At 67.1% G+C, this 16,198-nt stretch carries 14 protein-coding genes and 1 pseudogene; 9 read left to right on the top strand and 6 right to left on the bottom strand.

The genetic code is table 11. From position 1 onward, the window contains the following. Positions 1-134: 134 nt before the first annotated feature. Positions 135-1,460, top strand: coding sequence for a DNA-binding protein (locus OG787_RS32430; protein WP_405537519.1), 1,326 nt, complete (start codon positions 135-137; stop codon positions 1,458-1,460). Here the strand turns inward: OG787_RS32430 and OG787_RS32425 are convergent, their stop codons facing one another. Then, positions 1,461-2,474: an NAD-dependent epimerase/dehydratase family protein gene (locus tag OG787_RS32425; protein WP_405537517.1), complete on the bottom strand. Its 1,014-nt coding sequence runs from the start codon at positions 2,472-2,474 to the stop codon at positions 1,461-1,463. Between the two features lie 294 nt (positions 2,475-2,768). Here OG787_RS32425 and OG787_RS32420 point away from each other — a divergent pair, with 294 nt between their 5' ends. After that, positions 2,769-3,095, top strand: coding sequence for a GNAT family N-acetyltransferase (locus tag OG787_RS32420; protein WP_405537516.1), 327 nt, complete (start codon positions 2,769-2,771; stop codon positions 3,093-3,095). On the opposite strand, the gene OG787_RS32415 is transcribed toward OG787_RS32420, so the two are convergent. Together OG787_RS32415 and OG787_RS32410 are read right to left on the bottom strand one after the other, a co-directional pair. Continuing rightward, positions 3,025-3,792 (bottom strand): hypothetical protein, encoded by a 768-nt coding sequence (locus OG787_RS32415; RefSeq protein ID WP_405537514.1) that lies wholly within the window; start codon positions 3,790-3,792, stop codon positions 3,025-3,027. The genes OG787_RS32420 and OG787_RS32415 overlap by 71 nt on opposite strands. A 291-nt stretch (positions 3,793-4,083) precedes the next feature. Further along, entirely contained in the window at positions 4,084-4,284 is a 201-nt protein-coding gene (locus tag OG787_RS32410) for a hypothetical protein (RefSeq protein WP_405537513.1), read from the bottom strand. Between the two features lie 1,742 nt (positions 4,285-6,026). Between OG787_RS32410 and cdgB the strand changes: the two genes are divergently transcribed. The 3 genes from cdgB to OG787_RS32395 all read left to right on the top strand — a co-directional run bounded on the left by cdgB (position 6,027) and on the right by OG787_RS32395 (position 10,482). After that, positions 6,027-7,559 (top strand): diguanylate cyclase CdgB, encoded by a 1,533-nt coding sequence (gene cdgB / locus OG787_RS32405; protein WP_405540655.1) that lies wholly within the window; start codon positions 6,027-6,029, stop codon positions 7,557-7,559. A gap of 248 nt (positions 7,560-7,807) precedes the next feature. Further along, complete coding sequence (locus OG787_RS32400) at positions 7,808-9,124, top strand: hypothetical protein (RefSeq protein ID WP_405537512.1); 1,317 nt, start codon at positions 7,808-7,810, stop codon at positions 9,122-9,124. A gap of 260 nt (positions 9,125-9,384) precedes the next feature. Further along, complete coding sequence (locus OG787_RS32395; protein WP_405537511.1) at positions 9,385-10,482, top strand: hypothetical protein; 1,098 nt, start codon at positions 9,385-9,387, stop codon at positions 10,480-10,482. Between the two features lie 173 nt (positions 10,483-10,655). Here the strand turns inward: OG787_RS32395 and dapF are convergent, their stop codons facing one another. Both dapF and OG787_RS32385 read right to left on the bottom strand, forming a co-directional pair. Next, on the bottom strand, positions 10,656-11,561 hold the full coding sequence (gene dapF / locus OG787_RS32390) for a diaminopimelate epimerase (RefSeq protein ID WP_405537509.1): 906 nt from the start codon (positions 11,559-11,561) through the stop codon (positions 10,656-10,658). Further along, positions 11,561-11,758: a hypothetical protein gene (locus OG787_RS32385; RefSeq protein WP_405537507.1), complete on the bottom strand. Its 198-nt coding sequence runs from the start codon at positions 11,756-11,758 to the stop codon at positions 11,561-11,563. The genes dapF and OG787_RS32385 overlap by 1 nt, the downstream gene beginning before the upstream one ends. Positions 11,759-11,973: 215 nt before the next feature. Here OG787_RS32385 and OG787_RS32380 point away from each other — a divergent pair, with 215 nt between their 5' ends. From OG787_RS32380 to OG787_RS32370, 3 genes are all read left to right on the top strand, one after another. After that, positions 11,974-12,750, top strand: coding sequence for a GntR family transcriptional regulator (locus OG787_RS32380; RefSeq protein WP_405537505.1), 777 nt, complete (start codon positions 11,974-11,976; stop codon positions 12,748-12,750). Positions 12,751-12,817: 67 nt separating this feature from the next. Next, complete coding sequence (locus tag OG787_RS32375; protein ID WP_405537504.1) at positions 12,818-13,726, top strand: hypothetical protein; 909 nt, start codon at positions 12,818-12,820, stop codon at positions 13,724-13,726. A 72-nt stretch (positions 13,727-13,798) separates the two neighbouring features. Continuing rightward, positions 13,799-14,974: a fatty acid desaturase gene (locus tag OG787_RS32370; RefSeq protein ID WP_405537503.1), complete on the top strand. Its 1,176-nt coding sequence runs from the start codon at positions 13,799-13,801 to the stop codon at positions 14,972-14,974. Here the strand turns inward: OG787_RS32370 and OG787_RS32365 are convergent. Beyond that, entirely contained in the window at positions 14,960-15,454 is a 495-nt protein-coding gene (locus OG787_RS32365) for a hypothetical protein (RefSeq protein WP_405537501.1), read from the bottom strand. The two genes, OG787_RS32370 and OG787_RS32365, sit on opposite strands and share 15 nt — an antisense overlap. 261 nt (positions 15,455-15,715) lie before the next feature. Here OG787_RS32365 and OG787_RS32360 point away from each other — a divergent pair. Then, positions 15,716-16,132 (top strand): annotated as a pseudogene (locus OG787_RS32360) (carbamoyltransferase); the annotation flags it as partial. Positions 16,133-16,198: the final 66 nt, after the last annotated feature.

Below are 16,198 nucleotides of genomic sequence, written 5' to 3'. Positions count from 1 at the left end.
CGTGGCCTCGGGGTAGCTTTGAAGTGGCTTCTGTTCAGGGCCTATTGCCACAGCGGCCGATGGCGGGTTCCCCTTCCAACGAAGGGATCGATCCGCAGGCCGTATTACTGCGGCGCCGCAGACTTGGGGGCGGAATGAGAAGTGAGCCGAGAACACTGCTCGCATGGTTGTGCGATCGGGACAACCTCACTTACCGCCGATTCGACGAAAAGTTCAACCAGACCGGTGTCCGCCTCTTCGGGCATGACCCCAGCAATCCGACCTGCGGCGAGGCACAGTTCCGGCGCTGGACGGCTGGCAAGCTCATCGGGTTACCCATCCCGGAGAGCTGCAGAATCCTCGAAGCCATGTGGCCCGAGTACATGGCAGCGCAGCTGTTCGGGCCGCCTCCGAAAGACGATTCCCAGGCACCCGCGTTTGACCTGGAAGAGCGAGTTCAGATGACCGCACGTAATGCCCACGACGGCGCTGATGCGACCGCCGCAGCGTCCATTTCCGACAACACCATCGACGAACTACACGACCAAGTGGTGAGCCTTGCCCGGAGATATCACGGCCTGCCGGCGGCCAAGGCGTACGAGGAGGGGGACAGCCTCCGCCTGGAGGTCGAGCGGCAGCGTGACCGGACACAAGTGCCAGTACAACAGCAGTCCCTAATGATCTTCAACGGGCAGACGGCTGCGCTCCTGGCAGTCGCCGCGTTCGACCTGGGCTATTTCCCTAGTGCCCGTACCCTGGCCCGCACCGCAGCCGTGTATGGCGAAGCTTCGCGTTTCGCGCCTCTGCAGGCCTTCGCAGACGGCACCTTGGCATACATCTCCTACCACACGGGCGATGCGACTGAAGCTGCGGCGAAGGCCCAGCGTGCTCTGTCGTACGGCGGCCTCGGGGACGTCGCCCGGCGGCGGCTCCACTCCATCGCGGCCCGCGCGCACGCCTACCTGGGCGACATCTCCTCCGCGCAACGTGCCATCCAGCTCTCCGAAGAGAGCGACAGAAGTATGCGGGATGAACTCCACGACTCGGTGGGCGGCGAGTTTGGGTTCTCCCCGGAACGCTTGGCCATGTCCAACAGCACGACCGCCCTGCTCATCGGCGACGCAGACCAAGCCGAAGCAGAGGCCCGGCGAGCCCTGGTGCTGCTCGACCAGAGGCCCCAGGGCGAGCGGTCCGCCCACGTCCGGGCAGGCGCAGCCGCCGATCTGGCCCACGCCCGTCTCCTTGCTGACGACGTCGACGGCGCGGCCGAGGCCCTGACACCGGTTTGGAAGGTGCCCATCGAACAGCGCAACACAGGGATCGTCGTGCGGACGGCCCGCATCGGCCGGTACCTGGCACGGCCGGTTTACCACGGCGCGCAGCTACCGAAGGATCTGCGTGAACAGATCGAGGACTTCACGCGGGTCTCCCCGCCGTACCGGCTCGGCCCGCCGGTATCCCTGCTGGCGATCGCTCCCTGATCATAGGGAGGTGAGGATCTTCGCCTCTTTGTCCGGGCGGAGCCCGTGTTCCGCCCATCGCGGGTGGTCCACGGGACGCCCGTCGGCTGCCCACCATCGCAATGTGTCGCGGATGGTCACGGCGATCGATCGACAGTTCAGACCAGCAGCGACGGCTCGGCTGGAGTCAACTGCCCATACACCAGCATGAGTGCGCCACAGCGGAAGCTCGGTCCACTGGGCCACACCATGCTCCTTTAGTACGCTCGGCTCGACCCAGACAGGAACGCCCGTACTGTCGGTAGCAAGCAGGCACTCGCTGAGGAATTCCTCGAAGGTGGTTCCGTCTGGGTGGGTGATGTTGTACCCGCCGTTGGTCGTGCTCGCCGCCTGGTCCAGGGCGAACTGAGCGACATCACGTACGTCGACGGGCTGGATGCGTTGCTTGGCCGGGGCCGGAGCAAGGATTCGACCGCCGCGCTTCGACCGCTCCAACCACCAGGGCAAACGCCCCACGTACTCGCCGGGGCCGAGGATCACTCCGGGGCGCAGGAAGACCGCCGAGTCTCCGAATACTTCCGTGACCGCGCGCTCGCCACCCGCTTTCTGGAATCCATAGATGGTGGGGCTGCCGTCCTCGCCCGAGTACCCGTACGTCTCGTCGGCGTCGGGCGGGCAGTTCAGCAACGGGGAATCGTCGGTCAGGGCTTGATGGGGCCAGCCTTCGTACACGGACACCGTAGAGATGTGGACCCACCGCTGGGCCCGCCCCCGAAGGACGGTGGTCGCCAGGAGTACATCGCGCGGGGCGAGGTCTGAACTGGAGGTGTCGACCACAGCGTCCCAAGGGCCATGTTGGGCAAGTCTCCGAAGGTCCGATTGTATTGTCCGGTCTCCGTGAACCGGCTCTACCCCACGTACGTCTCGGCCGGAACGTCCCCGGTTGAAGGTGGTGACCTCCCATCCTCGCGCCAACGCCTGCTCAGCGATAGCTCTGCCCAGGAACCACGTTCCACCCAGCAAGAGAATCCTCATACCCCCGATCCTGCCTGGCCAAGGCGGGCCAGCGGAAGCCGAGCTCAGCATGGGGAGAGTGCCTGCCCGTGTAGCCGATCAAGCGTTCCAATTCGCGCCTCGAACTCCGCGAACTAGCCGTCGAGGACGTCGACCCGGTGTTCGCCATCTACGGCAGCCCCCAAGCCACCGAGCACTTGTCCTTCGCGCCGCGGACTCGCGGACAAGTCGGTCAGATCGTGGCCCGATCTATCGCCTCGGCCACCACGGAACCGCGCAGCGAGTACGCAGTCGCCATCATCGAGCGGCATACTCGTGAGCTTGTTCCGCTTCGGCCGCCTCGCGTTGGATCCACACCAACAGCGCGCAGCCACGTTCGAGTTCGCGTTGCGCCCGAACACCTGGGGAGTTGGCTATGGCCTTGATACCGTCCGCCTTCTTCTAGGGGTTGGATTCGACGAACTTGGTCTGCATCGCGTCTGGGGTACGCGGTCCCCACTCAACAAGGCCTCCACGCGGACCGCAGTGAATGGCCCTTCCGGGCTGGCCACCGAGCGACTTTCCAGCGCGTCTAGTACGGCGAGGGGAGCGTCTCGAACGTCGTCAGCGGAATCGGCCCGAGGATTACGTACGGCACAGTGACGTGAACCCCGTACTCCATTCCGCCCTCCAACACCCCATCACGCACCGGCCCGAGCGGAGCGAGCCGATCGGCAACCCCTTTCACCACCGAGTCAGGCACATTGCCTACTTGGAGCCGGAATCCGTCGATACGGATCTTGTCAGTGCCCTTCATGACGTGGCGCGCAAGGCTCCGCTCGTTCTTAATGGTCATGCTCGGGAGCAGCACTACCGCGTACACATCGTTCGGCACGGACCCGTACGCCGTTGCGGACTTGAAGACGTCGGTCGTCACCTGCTTCTCTACCCTGTTTAGATGGCCCCGGGTTTGAGCTTCGTAGGCGTACACGGCCTTGAACTCGACGACACCCTGCGGTTCAACGTGGTGGCGTCTGGTTCGCTTGACCACTGCCAGGTCGATCTTCCGGGGGGATGGCTGGCCGTCCTTGCCTTCGGCGTACATACCCGTCCACTCTCGGCCGACGTCCAGGTGTGTCCCCTTGAACCGCCGGTGAAGTTGGTATGCCACCCGGTCCCGGACGGGGTTCTCTATCTGCGAGGTCAGCGCCAGGTACGCCAGTTCCCCCTCCTCGAACGATCGCCCCGCGCTCTGCAGACAGGAGTCGAGGAGAGCGACCGTGAGCCTCGGTGACAGCGGATCCGCACCCTCCATACCGGCGCACCCGCTAAGCGGTCCGGCGGCCTTCGCGTTGGTCATGGTCTCGAACTTACGCGCCCCATACGGCATTTCACACACGTACTGCCTGCACCAAGTGGAGCCTTCGCAGCCCGAGGTCGGTTGAACGCAACCACCACGTGGCATCGGCGTCGCGCCGTCCTTGAACGGCACGACCCAATATGTCGGGCCCGGGGTGCTTTCACACCACCGGAGCCCATGGTGTGTCCGGCCGGTGTCACCGTGTGGGGACAGGAACGGGCCAGCCCTGCACGAGGTCGTAAAGCATGTTGCGAAAGTCCCGTCGTCCGCCTGTCCCCTGTTTCCCCTCCGCTACGTCCGGTCCAACGCCGCGAAGACGGCCAGGCACAGGGTGAGGCTCGCGGCGAACGCGATGCTGCAGCGGGACAGGGCCGTCGGCACCGCAGCTCCCTCCCAGCGGGCGAGGGCGAAGGCGATCACCGCGGCAACGACGGAGAAGAGGACGGCCACCGCCAGCGCGAGGAGCAGGAACGCCGGGAAGGTGTGTTTCATGAAGGCACCGCCTGGATCGTGTGGTGTCGATGACGAATTACGACGATCCCCGAGCAGAACCGCAGGTGGAACGGTTGGATGATTCTCCGGTGACAACAGGGGGTTGTCCGGCGAACAATCCATGAGGGGGAGAGCGAGTGGCCGGCGAGAGGAAGCGGGCGGGGCGGCCATGGGGACCGGCCCGGGGCTCGTGCGTCGAGATCAACCAACTGATTGCAATGGTGCGGTCCTGGCTCGACGAATCGGCGGTGTCCGTACGGGAGTTGCACGCACGGCTCACTCCCGAGCACTTCGTCGCCAGGGCCGTGCCCGAGTTACGCCGCTTGCGCGACTGGCTGTCCGGCGAGTCGCTGGAATGGGATCTCGTCGAAGCCGTGGCCGACGTGTGTTTTCCCCACGAACAGGCCGACCTCTCCCGGCGACGCCTCGGGGAGGCGAGGACGCTGTGGGACCGGGCGTGCACCAACCCCACAGCGATCACAGAGGCGCAGGAGCTGGTGCCTGCCCGGCAGTTGCTGGAGGCCAAGGACCGCACCATCGAGGTCCTCCAGGAGATGCAGCGTGCCCGGCAGGCCTACGAGGCCGGCGAGCACGGGCGCCAACAGGCACTGTCAATCGCCACGTTGCTGTTCGTCATGCTCGGACAGACCCAGGCGAAGGTCACCGAACTGAGGCGTCGGCTCGACGCGCTGGAGCCGGTGGCGGTCGACCTCCCCGGTGGTCAAGGGGTGGTGGAGCTTCTCTCCCGGGCGCAACGACAAGAGACGGAACTACGCGAACAACTGGTTCGCGCCGAACGGGAGCGGGGCATCGCCCAGCAGGTCGCCGACCACGCGGCACGCCGTATCCACGAACTGGAGGCCGAACTCGCCGAGTTGCGGCTCCGAATGGGAGAGGACGGGCCCTCCCGGACGCAGGAGCCGGCGCCCCTGCTGTCCCGGCCCGATCTGCACGCGCTCAGCCCCGACGACGCCGCGCTCAACGACGTGGACCGTGCGCTGGAGAAGGCGCGCGCCGTCCTGGACGAGGAGCACGAGGCCGTCCAGCAGGCCGCCGACGAGGTGGGTTACTGGTCCTCCTCGATTCCCTCGGCTTCTCCGGCGGAAGCCGGCGTCTCCGTGCCCGGGCAGGTTCGGCAGAACCTGGGGAGACAACCCTTCGGGTTGTCCGGAACAACCCCGAACAACCCGCCGACCAGCCAGGAGACATCCTTCCCCGCGCTCGAATCCCCACGGCCTCCGGCCGCCGACCCCCAGGGTGACATTTCCGAGGCGGCGCGCCGGATCATCTGGGGAAGGGACCCGGCGGACATCGTGACGCAGCTGTGCCGGGCCGTCGTCCCCACCGTCGCCGACGCGGTCATGGTCTATCTGCGGGACCCGATCCCCGTGGGCGACCAAGGACACGTGGGCCCGCTGGTGCTGCGGCTGCAACAGGTGCAACCGCTCCACGCCGCAGGGGGTGCCGCGCTGTGCGAGGTACGCCCCGGCGGCGCACTCTTCGAAGTACTGAACGGGGCGCTGCCGGTCGCCGCCGACTCGCCGGTCGGTGGCGCCGCGCTGCCGGAACTGCTCGGTGAGAAGCATGAGGCGCCCGGCGGGGGCCACACCGTCCTCGTGCCCCTGCACGGTCGCAGGCGGATCATCGGCACGGCGGTCCTCCTGCGCCATCCCACCGGGCAGGCCTTCCAGGACGCCGATCTGTCGGTCGCCGGCGAGTTCGCCGCCGGCAGCGCGCTCGCCATCGACAAGAGTCACAGTCTGCAGGCCGCGGTTCAGGGTCTCCATCTCGCCCGCAGTCTCGCCGACACCCTGCAGATCGTCGCCGACGGAGTCGTGACCGGTCTCGGCTACGAGCTCGCGTGCGTCAACCTCGTCCGCCCGGACGGCGATCTCGTAGTCGCCTCCTTCGCGGGCAACTCCGCCGCCGAGGCGCAGATCACCGGCCGGGTCGGCTCCCGGGAGTCCTGGGAGCGTCGGCTGAGCATGGGCGAGACCTGGGGCGACCTGCAGTTCATACCGCACACCGAGGGTTGGGTCCTCGACAATGACGACGTCCCGCAGTGGTACACCGACGGCCCCGCCCCTCGTTTCGAGGACGAGTGGCATCCCTCCGACCGCCTCTTCGCACCGCTGTACGCCCGGAGCGCTTCCGGCGCCTCCCACGGTGAGCTGCTCGGTGTGATCTCCGTGGACCTGCCCCTCACCCGCCGCCGTCCCAGGCCGGACGAGCGCCGGGATCTGGAGGAGTACGCCTTCCAGGCCGCCATCGCGATCAGCAATGCGCGGCTACGTGCGAACATGCAACGCGTACTGGTCAGGCAGGAAAAGGAGCAGCAGGCGCTGCGGGCCAGCGAGGAATCCTTCCGGCAGGCCTTCGAGTACGCGCCCAACGGTATGGCCATCGCCGAGATCGGCGGCGACCGCCACGGCGTCATCCTCCGAACGAACGACGCGCTGTGCCGCATGCTGGGCCGCCCGGCCTCCGCCATGCGCCGCTACTCGTTCTCCGACCTTGTCCACCCCCAGGACATAGGCACCCTGCTCCGCACCAACGCCGAGGGCGGGCACGCGGAACTGCGCCTCGGGCGCCGCGACGGGACGTACCTGTGGGTCTCGCTGCGCAACAGCGTGGTCGCGGACGCCAACGACGGCCCCCGCCTCCTGCTCACTCACATCGAGGACATCGAGGAGCGCAAGCGCCGCGAGCTCGATCTCGCCCACCGCGCCGCGCACGACGCCCTCACCGGCCTACCGAACTCCGCAGAGCTGCACGCCCGTATCGACGCCCGGCTCTGCGCACTCCAGGAGCAAGGGTCCAACGCTGACACTGAGGGGGGAGACGCCCTCTACCTCGGCCACTCCAACCAGGCCGCGACCCACCACACCCACGTATGGGCCCCCGTGGGCGACGACACCACCCATGGCCTGGCCGTGGTGTTCTTCGCCCTCCGCGACTTCAAGGCGATCAACACCCGTTTCGGGCACGACGCCGGGGATGGCGTACTCGTCGAGGTCGCCCGGCGGCTCAGTCAGGCCGTACGCGACGGCGACACGGTCGCCCGCTACGGCGGTGACGAGTTCGTCGTCCTCGCCGACGACCTCGGCCCCGCCGACGCACACACCGCCGCGGTATCGATGCAGACACAGATCCACCTACCGATCCCCCTGGGTGACCAAGCCGTGCGCATGCACGCAGGTGTCGGTATCGCATGGGCCCAGTGCGGGACCGCCACTAGTGACATCCTGCGGGCGGCCCGCCGGTTCGCGTCGTGAGCGAAGGTTTTCAAGGACCGGTGCGCCAAACGGAAACGGCGTTGTACTGCGTGCTGGGCGTCGGAGTGGTGCCGACTGCGGCACGAGGCCGGTTGCGCACCCAGCACTTCAAGTCACCGAGCCCGCCGTCAACACCTGTCTCGCGCACTCCGACAGTAAGACCGTGTCCTACGGGGTGAAGCGGACGAGTCGCCCAGCGAACAGGGCTGCAGCAAGCCGAGGGAGGGGTGCGTGCAGGCACCGTAGGAGTGTCCACGCGCCCCTGGACACGTCCGGGGCAGGCGATCTGCCATCGGCATCAGGTTCGTGCCGAAGTGCCGGCGCCGTCGGCGGTTCATCGCGTTCCAGGCGTCGCTGGCAGTGGGATACGCGAGACTGCCGATGTGTTGATCGGTTTTCTCATTGTGGGTAGCGAGCTGGTGCTCGGGGTCGCAATCGCGCTGTTCTACATTCCTGGACCAGTGCAGCGGTGGTGTTTGGGGCAGTTGGAGGACTTCGAACGACTCCGCGTCGCCTCGGGGCTGCGTCGAGCTGTCCCACTTCTGATGCAGATGCTGTTGCTGCCGCCCCGAATACTGGACCGGGTCGACGGCCACGGATTGGCCCCTCAGTATGTCGTGCGATGGTGGCGAGCTCTGCCCCTGGCCATGCCGATCAAGGCACTCCGGCTGGGCTTGCTGCTAGCCGTCGTGGCGAACGTCGGCAACATGGCCGACTGGGAACATCTGCAGTTGAGCGCGGATCCGGGACCCCAACCAGGCGTGGTGCAGGCACTGCTCAGCAACATCGTGGCTGTGCCGATGGCGGTGCGTGCCTGGGACTTTTCAGTGATCGGCAGAGTACCGCCGTTCCTGTTCTGGGCCCTGATCTTGATCGCTGAAGTACGGATTCTCAAGCGCACAAACTTGACCAGCTCTGGTAACGGCGCGACGCATGCCGCATCTGACCTGGAGGCCCTTGCTGGGTACCCGGGCAAAGAGAGTGCGCGAATGGAGTATCGCCGTTGTTGGCCAGTCGTTGCGCTACTGACGGTCGCAGCCCAGTGCGCCACAGTTCTTCGTCGCTGGGAGGAAACCCAGCCGGACTGCCAGATCCCGCGGGTTTCCGTACAACCGGTTGAGCAAGCAATTTGGAAGGCCCACCGCACCCGCCGAGCCAGAGCCAGACGGCACAACGAGCGGCAGTTCAAGGCGCACGCCGCACTGGTAGTGGGCGCACTACGAAAGGCCGAAGCGCGCCAGGACTCCCAGCCTGACCGGGCTCTTGAAGACCTAGTCGTGATGCTGCTGACAATCGCCGAACGCTACGCCGAGGGCCGCATAGACGACCTTCTCGACGCAGATCAACTCGTTGGCGTGGATCCGGCCGCGCCACGGGAGCGATTGCGGATGGGAGTCGTGGGGCTCGTGGTCGTGCTGGTTATGGCTTGTGCGGCTGTCCTCGGGTTGCCCGAGGCTGCACTCGTCCCTTTGCTGCCGGTGGTTGTGCTGTTTGTCGCGGTCGTCTTCAACCGTGGTCGCATGCCAACTGCGGGGCAGCTCACCGATTTGATCATCCCACGGTGAGGCTGAACGGCCCATGTTGAAGCGCCGCCCCCTCACCGCATAGGACGCCGTCTAATATCGCAGAACAGCAGCGGCTCCGGCCCGAGCACCCCACCGTCCCCCTCGGCCCGGACATCCTCAAACGGAGGGCCGGCGGGGCGGATGTGGGGTTGAGGACCCTGGCATTCGCCGGGGCAGGGGGCGAGTGCGAGAAAATCAGCTGTCGGTCAGGTCTAAGCGCTCTATCCTGCTCTGTTCGCTTCCAGGGGAGGTACAGCGCTATGACCGGCCTGACAGATCCGCTTGACGATGCACAGCAGTATCTCGTTGACCTCGTGTGGTCGACGTTCGTCGAGCACGGGGAGTTTCCAAAGTTCTTCTACGTCAACCACCTCATGCGGCGTCGTGGCTACAACACGGTCGCCGTGCTCAACAGCTTTCCCGCTCTGGGCACCGTCCTTACCCACCCCTACCGGGCGGTCGGCTGGTGGGGGACCGATCACAACCCCGACAACGACGGGTTGGTCTATCTGACGATCGCCGGGCTGTACCACATCCACGATGACCCAGCGGCCGAGGTCATCAGCCGCGGCCTGCTCGTGTTTATGCGGGAGTTGACTCGGGCCCAGGACGCGATTCTCGACTCGCCGTTCACCATGCCGGACGTCGATATCGACCTGGCTACCGCGGTGAAACAGGCCGACGTCGAAGGGGGCCATGTAGGAAAAATGGCGGTGATCGCCGAGCGAGAGTGGCCGGGCATCCGCTACAGCAAGGGGAGCGAGACCGGGCGGCTGGGGATGCTGGCTGACGCCGAGTTCTCTACAGTTGCGGAGTATCTTGCCGCGGTCACAGCCACTCTGTCGCCGCCCGAGCCGCCAGCCGCACTGCCATACACAGAGCCGCGCGCCCTCCTGCGGGCGTTCAACTTCCTCGACGTCACCAGCGAACTGGTTCTTGGCCGCCGGCTCGTATCCCGTCCGCCGATGGACCGGTCCAGCCTGCTGGCCCTGGACGTCGAGGACGAGGCCGGGTTCCAAGCGGGCTTGGTCGTCCTCACAGACATTCTTCGCGATCTACAGGTACCGGGCGGGGCCCCCGCCTCCGCTCTCGGCCGTCTCGAAGGTCACCTCGTCAGCCAGCTCCCCGCTATCGATCAGGCCGCGGTACGGCAGGCTGTCGAACTCCTCGATCAGATTCGGGTGTTGCGCAACTCCGCGGTTCATCCCAAGCCGTCGGCCCGGCTCCTCGCCGCTCACCAGGCGCTCGGCCTGCCTTTCCCAGTCCGGGACTTCACAGTCGCATGGGACAGCGTCCGGGCGCATGCCGAGCGGGCCCTGAGCCGTGTACAAGAGGAGATCCAGGCTGCGCGAAGGTAACGCGATCGGTGGCTGTGTCCTGCGCCGTCTAGCGTTGAGAGGGTCCACCAGCCTGAGTGGTGACCGCGTTGCGGCAACGGTCACCGGCAGGCAGCTAGGTTGACCGCAGGCCATTGATCAGGTCACGGACGAACGTACCGACGTAGTCTCCGCACACGAACGGCGCGTGCGAACTAGCGCGAACGTGCCGTTATGGCATCCGGCGTCAACCACACCATTCCATCGGCCACGATCACGGCTGGTCCGCCGAGAATCATGGTCCCGTCGTCGTGGACGGTCACGTGGAGGCGCCCGCCTGGGACATCGACCGTGTACGTGCCCGCGCCCGCGTGCCGTTCACGTTGCCTCAGGGCCGTGACAGCCGCGCAAGCTCCGGTGCCGCAGGCGCTCGTCTCACCGACGCCTCGTTCGTGGACGCGGAGGGCCAGGTGCCGGGGCGTATGGGGGACGACGAATTCGACGGTCACCCCGTCTGGATACGCCTCGCCGGGAGTAACTGCCGGAGGAGTCCGAAGGTCTCCGGGGTGAGTGAGGTCCTCGACGAAGGCGACGGCGTGCGGGTTGCCCATGTCGACGTGGAGGGCCGGCCATCGTCTTCCTCCGGCGGACACGGTGATATCGGTGTCGCCGGGCAGTCGCGGATGTCCCATGTCAACGGTGATGGTGCGGTCCTGGCTGTGGCGTGCCGGAATGTGGAGTGTGCGAACTCCCGCGCGGGTGGCGATCGTTGTGCTGCCGTGCGGGAGCAGGCTGGCGTCGGCGAGGTAGCGGGCGAGGACGCGGATTCCGTTGCCGCACATGGTTCCTGTGGAGCCGTCGGCGTTGCGGTAGTCCATGAACCACTCGGCCTCGCCCGCCATGCCGACGGCCTCGGGGTGTGCGGTGCAGCGGACGGCCCGCAGCAGTCCGTCGGCCCCGATTCCGGCGCGTCTGTGGCACAGGTGGACCACGTCGGCCGGGTCGAGGCGGATCCGGTCGTCGGGGTCGGGCAGGACGATGAAGTCGTTGTGGGCGCCGTGTCCTTTGACGAAGGTGAACTCCCGTGCCGGTAGGCGGCGTTCGACGGGGTGCTCGACCATCAGGAGTCGTCCCCCTCGTCCCGGTCGTCCCCGTCGTCCCCGTCGTGCCCGTCGTCGCTCTCGGGTTCGAGGCGGAGCCAGGCGATCTGGCCGTGCGCGGTGTCGGTGAGGCCGAACGACGTTCCCTGTTCCAGCACGTCCAGGATCGGGCGCCAGTTGCGGGTGTCGTTGTCGGTCACGTCGAATTCGATGCGCACGCTGCCGGATTCCTCGATGACGCGAGGCTGAGATCCCGTCAGTTCGGCAAGTCGCGCAGTGAGCGAACGGACTGCGGAGTTCTGGTGGCCACGCCCCATGTACCCCACCGTCCATCGTCTGCGGGTCACTATGCGTAGTTCTAGTTAACTAGCTTCTAGCTAGTGGACTAACTTTGTCAATCTGTACAGCGCACTACGCATGCGCGAGGAGGGGCATGGCTGACGGGACTCCGACCGCTCCGGCTCCCTATCTGGTGGTGGCCGACGGGATGCGACACCGCATCGTCGATGGCAGCTGGCCGCCCGGCCACCGGCTCCCTTCTCGTTCTGTCCTCGGAGCCGAGTTCGGAGGGGTGGGAGAGAACGTCGTACGCCGCGCCCAGGAACTCCTGATCGACGAGGGCCTGCTGGAGGGCCGGGCCGGCTCAGGAACCTACGTACGCGCTCCCCGTCCACGGCACACTCTGCTGCGCACCCCGCCCGCCGACGCGGATGCCCGGGGCGTGGCGCCGTACGGATTCACCGGAACGTGGGAAGCCGACACCACGGCGAAGACGGCCGCGCCCGCCGAGATCGCCCACCGGCTGGGCATCGAGGTCGGTGCGCCCTGTGTCCACACCGTCTACGAGTTCCTCGCCCGGCACCGGCCGGTGATGATCTCGACGAGTTGGGAGCCGATGTCCGTCACCGGCGGATCCGAGATCGTGCTCCCCGAAGGCGGCCCGCTGGCCGGACGTGGTGTGGCCACCCGCATGGCGCACATCGGCGTCACGGTCGACCATGTCCGGGAGACTCCCCGGCCGGTTCAGATCACGCCGGAGCAGGCGCACCTCCTCGGCATCCTGGCCGGCTCGCGCGCGACGCTGATCGAGCGCACCCACTACGACACCTCGGGGCGTGCCGTGGAGACGTCGGATCTCCTGGTTCCGGCCGACGCATGGGACATCACCTACAAGGTCCCGTTCGGCGTCTTGCGCACGCCGGGCCCGTAGCCGCTCCGCCACAGGCATCAGGCACCACACCCGTACGACGACCGGCCACTCTGGGGGCAGTTGAGTCATGAGCACATCACAAGCGGATCCGGTGCGCCGGGCGACGGACTGGCTGGCGTCGCCGGTCCTCAACGCGTTCATCGGGATCGCGGGCATCGCGGTGCCCGTCATCGCCTGGGTCAACGACCGGACCGGGGTGAAGAACGCCCTGCTGATCGCCGAGACCGTGCTCGTCGTCGCGCTGACGGCCAACCATCTCTGGCTGCGGCGGCGTTACATCACCCTGCGACGGACCAACAACATCCGCGCCATGGACGACGCCCGCTACTACGACCTGGTGCGCGGCCAGCTCGAACAGGAACTCATCTCCGACTACGGCGAGATCGCCGACGGACACCTGCGCGTCTACGCCACCGAGGTACCGCGCTTGTCCGTCCTGCTACTCAAGACCCTGGTCGACTCGCGCACCGACCCCCTGCGCGTCCTCGCGGCCGACCTGACCACCAACCCGTCCCTGCTCACCCAGCGCCGCGAATACCTTGCCGCCAACCGGCGCCTGCTGGAAGCCGGCGGCACCATCCAGCGCCTGTTCATCTGCTACCGCGCCGATCTGATCCGCGAGGAGTACGCGCGCAATCTGCTCCAACTGATCACGATGCACCGGCAGATGGGCGTCACCTGCGGCCTGGCCGTACGCGACCGGCTCCGCGCCGACCAGGCCGTGGACGTCATCATCATCGCGTCAGCCGCCGCTCTGGTGGAGGAGGAACAGGGCGACGCCGACTACTCCAAGGGACGCTCCTCGGTGTACTTCAAGGGCGTCGAACGCTGGACCGGCCGCTTCGAGTCCGTCTGGGGCCACGGCACCGACTCCGCCCCCATGACCCTCCAGTCCTACGAGTCCGTGGCACGCCCGATGCTGGACGGACAGACCTGGGACGACGACCGCGCCGGGAACGCCGTCGACCAGCTGTAGCCGCCACGTAGATCACTTCCGGCCAAAGTCGCCTCGCACAGCAGTACTAGCTAGTTAACTAGACTACTTTCAGTGACAGTCACGTGCGGGCGGGTGCCCACCCGCCTTCCGCCTGCTCCGGGACTGTCCATGCTGCTGTGCATAGCCCTGCTCCTCACGGGTGCCGCCCTCCGGCAGATCGACAGGCTTCATTTCGCACGCGCCCGCCCGCACACGGGCAGCGCCGCCGAACTGATCACGCTCCAGCGCACGCGGGCCAACAACCTAACTCCCGTGCTGCTGCTCATCGGCCAGTGGGTACAGATCACCGGATGGTGGCTCCTGGCCGCACAGAGCCCGCTCGGCGCAGTGATCTGCGCGCTCGCCGTGGCCGTCCACTACCGCCATCTCCAAGAGATCAGCCACTTCGCCGTCCACGGCGTCCTCGCCCGCGGACGACGCGCCAACCTCCTCCTCGCCGAGATCTTCGCCCACCACCCGCTCGTCCTGGCCCCGGCCGTCGTCCGCCGCGACAAGCACGTACGCGACCACCACCCCAACGCCACCCTGGACAACGACCCCAACCTCGCCGAACTCCGAGTAGCAGGACTCCGTCCCGGGGTCTCCCGCACCCGCTTCGCACAGGCCCTCGTCTTCCCTCTCACCGCAAGCGGAGTGCGGGCGACCGCAGGAGAGATCAGCTCCAACCTCTCCCAGCACACGGGCCGTTGGCCCCGCCTGGCAGCAGCGCTGCTGATACCCGCAGCCGCCTACGCCGTCGGCGGCTGGCCCGCCCTCCTCGCCGGAGCCCTCCTCCCCCGCCTGCTGCTCTATCCCCAGCTCGCCTGGCTCAGCCTCATCAACGAACACACCTGGTTCGACCCCGACACCCGCACCGGGGCCCCCGCCTGGGTCGAAGCCGGCCGCTGCCTGCGCCTCTACCCGGCCAACCGCCTCCTCACTGCACTCGCGGCACTCACCTGGCTCCCCTACGGCGACCTGCACCACTACGCCCACTCCACCCACCCGGCCATCCGCTGGAACTACCTCCCCGCCCTCGAACGCCACCTCGCCTCCCCGCACTTCACCCCGGGCGCCCTCCTCATCGGCCCCGACTCCGTGCTCCAACGGCACCGGCGAGCCCTCGACGCCCCGGTGGAGAAGGCCAACCGGCACCTCGGTACGGCACCTGCCGACAACTCGGCTCATCGGGCCAGCCGTTGTGAGCCCTCTCGTGCTGGGATCGTCGACGGTTCACTTGACATCTGATCCTGCGGCTTGGTCAGGCGACGGTTCAGGAGAGGGAAAAACCCCGGAGGGATGTAGGCAGCGGCGCAGGACCGTCCGACCGTCGACCTCCTCCGCATCGATAGATCCCATCTCGTCGCATTGCCCGCACTGGCCGATCCTGCGGCGGTCCCGGACTTGGGCGACGACGGTGTGCAAGTCACGGCCCGGGGCGAGAGCGGGCAGCGGCAGGTGCCAGGGACGGTTGTCGTACTCCGGTACGGTCTGCCGGCGCTCGATCGCGTCGAGGATTTTCCCCTCCAGGGTGGCGACGGAAGCGGAGGACGCCTCGCCCGGACCCAGGCCTTTGAGTTCCTTCCAGGACGACGCAGAGTCGGCGGCACGCCAAGAGAGGCAGACCATCTGGCCGGTCGTAAAGCCTTGCTCGAAGCCCCGTTCGACGAGCGCCGCGAGCTCATGCATGCGCGCCGGGGGAACTTCGGGGTAGCGATACTCCGCCACCAATTGCTCGTTGAAAGGCCACTATGTCGGCCACCTCCATACGCCTGACCAACGCACCGTCGGCTCCACTCGCCGCACCAGGAGCGTGTGCCATGCCCCGGACGACGTTGTTCCACCTGCTTCAGCGGCGGCATCTGACGACGTACGAAGCCTTCTCTGCGCGCTTCGAGCGGGCCGCCGTCAATCTGGCCGGACTCGACGGGGACCACCGTCTCGCGTCCATTCGGATCTCTTCGCGTCAGTTCGAGCGGCGGTGCGGCGGTGAGTTACAGACTCTGCCCCGGCCGGATACGTGCCGAGTGCTGGAGCACATGCTGGGCAGGCCCGTGTCCAAGCTCTTTTCCACAGCGGACGACCACGACCAGGAACACATCCTCGACAGCCCGAGCCCGTTCCACGACGGGAAATCACACACGCCTCGATATCAGAGGTCGCGCGCTCTTCCTCCCCGGGAAGTTCCCGCGCGCCCACATACGTTCACTCGTCCACCACCGAACCCACCAGACGTACGCCTTCGCCGCCTCCGGATTCGAGGAGGCCGCCGTCCTGGTCGTAGACAGCCTCGGCGAGACGCAGACCACGACGATCGCTCACGGACGGCAGCCGACGCCCGGACGCCCGGCTCTACGTACCCTCCGCGCGATCGACGACCCGGCTTCCCTGGGCTACGTCTACGGCGCCGTCACCATGCACCTCGGCTGGCGGCGCGGCGACGAGGAGGGAACGGTGATGGCCCTGCGCTGG

The organism is Streptomyces sp. NBC_00075, assembly GCF_045041225.1.
Classification (GTDB): Bacteria; Actinomycetota; Actinomycetes; order Streptomycetales; family Streptomycetaceae; genus Streptomyces; species Streptomyces adonidis.
This window is presented reverse-complemented; position numbering and strand designations above follow the sequence as displayed.

Coding starts and splice junctions, on each gene's coding strand:
- OG787_RS32380 (WP_405537505.1), top strand. CDS start 11,974: ATGGCTGACGGGACTCCGACCGCTCCGGCTCCCTATCTGGTGGTGGCC.
- OG787_RS32375 (WP_405537504.1), top strand. CDS start 12,818: ATGAGCACATCACAAGCGGATCCGGTGCGCCGGGCGACGGACTGGCTG.
- dapF (WP_405537509.1), bottom strand. CDS start 11,561: ATGGTCGAGCACCCCGTCGAACGCCGCCTACCGGCACGGGAGTTCACC.
- OG787_RS32425 (WP_405537517.1), bottom strand. CDS start 2,474: ATGAGGATTCTCTTGCTGGGTGGAACGTGGTTCCTGGGCAGAGCTATC.
- OG787_RS32430 (WP_405537519.1), top strand. CDS start 135: ATGAGAAGTGAGCCGAGAACACTGCTCGCATGGTTGTGCGATCGGGAC.
- OG787_RS32410 (WP_405537513.1), bottom strand. CDS start 4,284: ATGAAACACACCTTCCCGGCGTTCCTGCTCCTCGCGCTGGCGGTGGCC.
- OG787_RS32395 (WP_405537511.1), top strand. CDS start 9,385: ATGACCGGCCTGACAGATCCGCTTGACGATGCACAGCAGTATCTCGTT.
- OG787_RS32415 (WP_405537514.1), bottom strand. CDS start 3,792: ATGACCAACGCGAAGGCCGCCGGACCGCTTAGCGGGTGCGCCGGTATG.